1 protein-coding gene is annotated in these 3,389 nt (G+C 68.4%); it reads right to left on the reverse strand.

Going from position 1 to position 3,389, the window contains the following annotated elements; genetic code table 11:
• On the reverse strand, positions 1–3,347 hold a 3,347-nt coding region (locus ACLQ2W_RS33745; protein ID WP_425791928.1), incomplete at its 3' end, for an SDR family NAD(P)-dependent oxidoreductase.
• Positions 3,348–3,389: the final 42 nt, after the last annotated feature.

Here is a 3,389-nt window from a genome sequence, read left to right on the forward strand (position 1 = left end):
AACGCCTCCCAGGAAACCTCCAACAACAACCGCTGCTGCGGATCCATCGCCACAGCCTCCCGCGGACTGATCCCAAAAAACCCCGCATCAAACAACGCCGCATCAGCCAGGAACCCACCCTCACGCGCATAACTGGTCCCCGACCGCTGCCGACCAGGGTCATACAGCGCCGTCAGATCCCAACCCCGATCCACAGGGAACCCACCCACCGCGTCAACACCCTCAACCAACAACCCCCAAAACCCCTCCGGATCACCCACCCCACCCGGATACCGACACCCCATCCCCACAATCGCCACCGGCTCATCCACACCCGCACCAACCACCACCGGCACGAGGACATCGGCCTGCTCACCGAGCAGCTCCGTCAGCAGATACCTGGCCAACACCACCGAGGTCGGATAGTCGAAGACCAGCGTGGCCGGCAACGACAACCCAGTCGCGGCGGCCAACCGATTACGCAACTCCACCGCGGTCAGGGAGTCGAAGCCGAGCTCGCGGAACGCGCTGTCCCGGATGATCGCCGCTGGGTCGGCATGGCCGAGCACGACGGCGGCCTGTGTCAGTACCAGTTCCAGGACTGTCCGCTGACGTTCCTCAACCCCCATGGCAGCCAACCTGGCGGCCAGGTCCACCGGCGTATCGGCGGTGGTCGCGGCCCGGCGGGTCGAGCCGGCGGCCAACGCCTGCCACAACGGCGGCAGGCCACCGGCACCGGCACCGGCACCGGCACCGGCACGACGCAACGCGGGCAGGTCCAGCCGGATCGGCACGAGTTGCGGCTGGTTGTTGCGTATTGCCGTGTCGAACAACGCCAGGCCCTGCTCAGGGGACATGGCAAGGATGCCGGCACGTCGCATCCGGTCCAGGTCGGCCTCGTCGAGATGTCCGGTCATCGCCGACTGCTGCGCCCACAGTCCCCATGCCAGTGACTGCCCGACCAGGCCCTCGCTCTGCCGCCGCAGTGCCAAGGCGTCCAGGACCGCGTTGGCCGCGGCGTAGTTTCCTTGTCCTGGTGATCCAAGTGTGGCCGCCGCCGAGGAATACACCACGAACATCGCAAGATCCATATCCTGGGTCAGCTCGTGCAGCCACCACGCCGCATCGGCCTTGGCCCGCAACACCGGCTCCAGCCGCTGCGGCGTCAACGCCTCGATCACCCCGTCATCGAGCACTCCCGCGGTGTGCACCACCCCGACCACCGGATGCCCGGACGGCACCGCCGCCAACACCTCAGCCAAGGCGTCTCGGTCGGCGACATCACACGCGGTCACCTGCACCCGCGCGCCAAGCTCAGTCAGCTCACCGACCAGCTCCGCCGCTCCGGCCGCAGCCGGACCGCGCCGCGACAACAACAACAGATGCCTGACCCCATGCACGGTGACCAGATGCCGGGCCACCAACCCACCCAACACCCCGGTCCCACCAGTGACCACCACCGTGCCACCCGCATCCAACCCCGCCGACAACCCACCGGCGCCGGACAGCGACAGCCGGCCAGTACCGGCCCGGACCAACCGGCGGACATACAGGTCACCGGCGCGTACCGCGATCTCCGGTTCGCCGCTGTCCAGCACCGCGGTGAGGATTCTGCCCAGTTCGCTGCCGTGGTCGGTGTCGAGCAGGATGAATCGGTGGGGGTGTTCGGACTGCGCGGAACGGACCAGGCCCCATACCGCGGCAGCGGCCAGGTCACTGCCATCGGTAGCACCGTGAGTGAGCACCACCAACCGGGAACCCTCCGTTCCCGGATCAGCCAGCCAATCCTGAACCCAACCCAACACCAACACGCTCGCCGCGTGCGTAGCCTCGACAACGCCGGCTGCGTCGTCCGGAGCTGGCAGTTCGGCGACCACGACGGGGGGCAGCTCACCCTCAACCTGCCCATGCCATGCCCAGTCCGTTTCGGCAGCCGTCGGCGTGGTGTCGGGTCCCGTATCCGGCAGCGGCACCCACTGCACCGTGAACAGTGACCGCGCCGCGTCCGGCACCCCGGCACCCAACTGGTCGATGGTCACTGGCCGCAGCACCAGCGAGTCCGCGGTCAGGACCGGCTGACCGGCGGTGTCAAACACCGCCACCGCTATGCCGCCGTCGTCGGCGGGTGTCAGCCTGACCCGCAGCGTCGTCGCCCCGGTCGCGTGCAGCCGGACCCCGCTCCACGCAAACGGCAACACCGCCGCCTCGTTGTCGCCGAGCAGTCCGGTCAACCCGATCGGGTGCAACGCCGCGTCCAACACCGCCGGATGCAACCCGAACCCATCCGCCGCGTCCTGCTCAGGCAGTGTCACCTCGGCGTACACATCCCGGCCGGCACGCCACACCGCCCGCAAGCCCTGGAACACCGGCCCGTACACATACCCGCCGTCTGCCAACCGCTCGTACAAGCCGTCAACAGCCACCGGCCGCGCATCCGCCGGCGGCCACTGCCCCAACCCGGCCGCAACCCGACCAGCCTGCGAGCTCAACACACCCGTGGCATGCCGAGCCCACGAACCCCCCACACCCTCCACGCCCTCCGGCCGGGAGTACACGTTGACCGGCCGCCGACCATCCTGGCCGGGATCACCGACCCACACCTGCACCTGCACCCCGCCCTGCTCGGGCAACACCAACGGCGCCTGCAGCGTCAACTCCTGCACCACGCCACAACCCACCTGGTCCCCGGCATACACCACCAACTCCACAAACGCCGTGCCCGCCAACAACACCGAACCCAACACCACGTGATCAGCCAGCCACGGCTGCGCAGACACCGACAACCGGCCGGTCAACAACACCCCATCCCCATCAGCCAACGACACCGCCGCACCCAACAACGGATGATCAACCGAACCCAACCCCAACACCCGAACATCCCCCACACCAGCCGCCACCGTCTGCGGCCAGAACCGCTGATGCTGAAACGGATAGGTCGGCAACTCAGCCCGCAGCGCGATGGCCCCGCCCACGCCCGTAGCCTCGGCCGGACCGGTACTCGCGCTGAGTAGTGTCGGCCAGTCCACCGCCGCGCCGTGTACGTGAACACCCGCGACCGCGGTCAGCAGTGTCTGCGGCTCGTCGCGGTCGGCACGCATCGCTGGCAGCCACACACCTGCTTCCGGGGCGTCGGAGTCGACCATCGAACTCAACGTGCCGTCCGGGCCGAGTTCGAGGAAGACATCCACGCCTCGCTCGCGTAGCGCGTTCACCGCGTCGTGGTACCGCACCGTCCGGCGGGCGTGCGCCAGCCAGTGGCCGGGTTCGATCATGTCTGCGTCGGGGGTGCCGGAGATGATCGGGATGGTCGGTTCCCGCCAGGTCACCTCGGTCAACACGTCGGCGAACTCGGCCAGCATCGGCTCCATCAACGGCGAATGGAACGCGTGACTGACCTTCAACTGCCGCGC

This window comes from Micromonospora sp. DT227 (assembly GCF_049841835.1).
In the GTDB taxonomy this organism is placed as follows: Bacteria; Actinomycetota; Actinomycetes; order Mycobacteriales; family Micromonosporaceae; genus Micromonospora.